This is a genomic window from Phaeobacter sp. 11ANDIMAR09 (assembly GCF_001294455.1).
Lineage (GTDB): Bacteria > Pseudomonadota > Alphaproteobacteria > Rhodobacterales > Rhodobacteraceae > Pseudophaeobacter.
This window is the reverse complement of sequence record NZ_LIKT01000072.1, coordinates 1-2,812: the sequence shown is the minus strand read 5'-3', so window position 1 is coordinate 2,812 and position 2,812 is coordinate 1. Positions and strand designations below refer to the sequence as shown.

1 protein-coding gene and 1 pseudogene are annotated in these 2,812 nt (G+C 52.1%); both read right to left on the bottom strand.

Annotation, left to right across the window (positions count from 1 at the left end):
• Window positions 1-111 precede the first annotated feature (111 nt).
• Window positions 112-438, bottom strand: coding sequence for an MbcA/ParS/Xre antitoxin family protein (locus AN476_RS22075; protein ID WP_054463912.1), 327 nt, complete (start codon window positions 436-438; stop codon window positions 112-114).
• 1,286 nt (window positions 439-1,724) lie between these two features.
• Window positions 1,725-2,812, bottom strand: a pseudogene (locus tag AN476_RS22070) (IS3 family transposase); the annotation flags it as partial.

Here is a 2,812-nt window from a genome sequence, read left to right as displayed (position 1 = left end):
TGACGTTCTTGATTGAAGCACCAACAACATAGGGTTTGGGTGGAGTTCTGGAGCTGTTGTAGGCGGGCCGTGTTTCCACAACATGCACAGATTGTGTTGGTCTCTGAGAGATCAGGCATAAACGCCATATTCGACCTGGGTCAGGAAACCTTCCACGGCCTGGATCCCTTCTTGGGTTGTGCAGTGCGAAACGATGCTCTGTCCATCAAAGTAAGGTTGGGGCCGCATGGAAAACTCGGCAGCGAGTTCCTCGTTACCAGTGACCTCATTCAGGATGCGATCCCACACCGGCCGAGTGGCGGTGCCAGTGTAAAAGGCAGAGAATTTCTGGCAATCGAGCACATACTTTTGCACCAAGCGTGCGCAGAGATCCGTCAGCCCAGACCCATCTCTCTCGTGGTTTGCACGAGAGGTTCCTCCTGTTGGCTTGTTGATCATGACGTACCCTTCACTAAATCAGATTACTCATTTGAGGCTGACTTCTAATCGGGTGATTCGTCAATAAGTTATTGATAACAATGATAAAATTGTAAATCTGTGAGGAGGTATTTTTGCCAAGGATAGTTTCTGTTTAGAAATGGGTCTTGGTGCGGATTTGCAAAGAATAGTTTGTTCCTGGAGTTGTATTGAACAAGGAATGCGCCCATTCGGAGCGCGTCTCTTTGTGAATTTGTTCGAGACTGTCACAGCCTGTTGGCTGTGAGGCGCAACCCATCTTGGTAAACGCAGCTTATTGCAGGTTTCGACCTTTTCAGAATGGTTCGGCTAAGGGATTTGTTATGGAACGAACGGCCCAAACTGGACTTTGGCCAGATGTCAATGTGCTGCATCGCAGCTTCCCCGAAGCAGCCGTTCGACACATTGCGCAGCATTTTATTGCCATACGTTTCGATGGTTCATGAACGGCCCTGCGCGGAATTTCGCGCAGGTTCGATCGGCTTTCGGGTCAGAAAGGCAAATTAACGAGAGCCCTCTTTCATTTTTTCTTGGGTGGCTTGCTAGATTTGCTAGGTTGAGGGACGGTGTATTCCCTGGTGTGGTTTTGTTATCCCGGCACCGCCGATCCGGTTTCCCTGTTGATTTTGCAATCGGCTTTGGTCCTGGTTTAAGAGCCATGAATGCTATCCCTCTTTGTTTTAAAATAATCATGCCTGCGAGTACCTTCTTACTGGGCTTTAGGGCCCTGCGATACTGCGTAACATTTCAAACAGCCTATGATTGAAGTCAGGTCTGAGTGGATGTTCATACAGCACCAACACTCTACGGAAACCGACAGGTGGACCCGCAGGACGGCCCGTCGCGGTGCGAGCGGCCCGAAGCTGCCGTTGGTCGACTGATCAAAATGCTGCGTCGCTCCCACCAAAGCTGCCGGTTGCCAGAACGCCATCGTCGTATCAAATGGACAAAGTCGATAGCTGTGAGATCAAGGTGAGCTACCAAGCGTTTTTTCTCTGTTTTAGTTCCCGTTTCATGTCAAACTTAAGTCAACAGCTCGTGTTCAAAATCGGTGAAGCAGTGGAAGAGGATTCTAACGGCACGAAGCCCCACGAGGCGCCCAAATGTGTGGCGTGTCGCAGCCCTTTAAACCTGGGTGCCAGTCGTTGTGCGTCTTGTGGTCGCTTTTTGGGTTGGCGCGGCCAACTGATGTATTGTCCGTCGTCAGAGTTTTTGGGTCCAAAGGCGGCCTAAACTAAGAGAGAGTCTGGCTCATCTGGTTGGTTTGATTATGCGGCGCGTTGTCTGTGATGCAAGCGTCGCGCTTCGAACGTCTTCTGTTTGATCCTTTCTCTTTGTTCCAGAATGGCTTGGTCACGCCCGAAGTAGACGTCGGCTGGCGTGACGTTGTTCAGGCTCTCGTGGTAGCGCTGGTGGTTGTAGTGATCGACGAAGGCTTCGATCTGGGCTTCGAGATCGCCCGTTAGGAAGTAGTTTTCCAGCAAGATCCGGTTCTTCAAGGTTTGATGCCATCGTTCGATCTTGCCTTGGGTCTGCGGATGATACGGCGCACCACGACTGTGTTTCATACCTTTGTCCTGTAACCATTCAGCCAAGTCGGCAGAGACATAACTTGAGCCGTTGTCGCTGAGCAGTCTTGGCTTGTGTACGACATGGACCTGGTCACAGCCGGAGGCCTGCAAGGCCAGATCGAGGGTGTCTGTCACATCCTCAGCTCGCATGTTCGTGCAGAGTTTCCACGAGATGATGTAGCGGCTGTAATCGTCCAGGAATGAGCCCTTGTCCGCCATTGGTCCGAGGACAATGGGCGAATGCTGAGATAGAACCAGCCCCACCCCAGAACCTTGAGATAGGTAAAGTCGGTTTGCCAAAGTTGGTTGATGGCCGTTGTTTTGTGCTCGAACTCATTTGCGGCTTTCAGCACGATGAACGCAGGGCTGGTGATCAGGTCATGTGCCTTGAGTGTGCGATAGACTGTGGATTCCGATACAAAGTACCGTTCTTGATCTGTGAACGTCACCGCCAACTCGCGGGGTGACAGCTCTGTCTCCTTCAAGGCGAAGCTGACGACTTTGCGCTTCACCTCGTCAGGAACGCGGTTCCAGACATGCTTTGGCTTGGGAGACTGATCCTCAAGTCCAGCCGCCCCGCGCTGCAGGTATCGGTCGTACCAACGGTAGAATGTGGCGCGAGGGATACCCAGTTTGGCCAATGTGCGACGCGCTGACAGATGGCTTGCCTCAACCAACCGAATGATCTCCAGCTTCTCAGATGCAGGATATCTCATTCTTGGTCGCCCCCATCCATTGCCCGGCAGGGCATTGCGAAGCAATGTCCCGAGAGGGGGCGACCATGC

Coding starts and splice junctions, on each gene's coding strand:
- AN476_RS22075 (WP_054463912.1), bottom strand. CDS start 438: ATGATCAACAAGCCAACAGGAGGAACCTCTCGTGCAAACCACGAGAGA.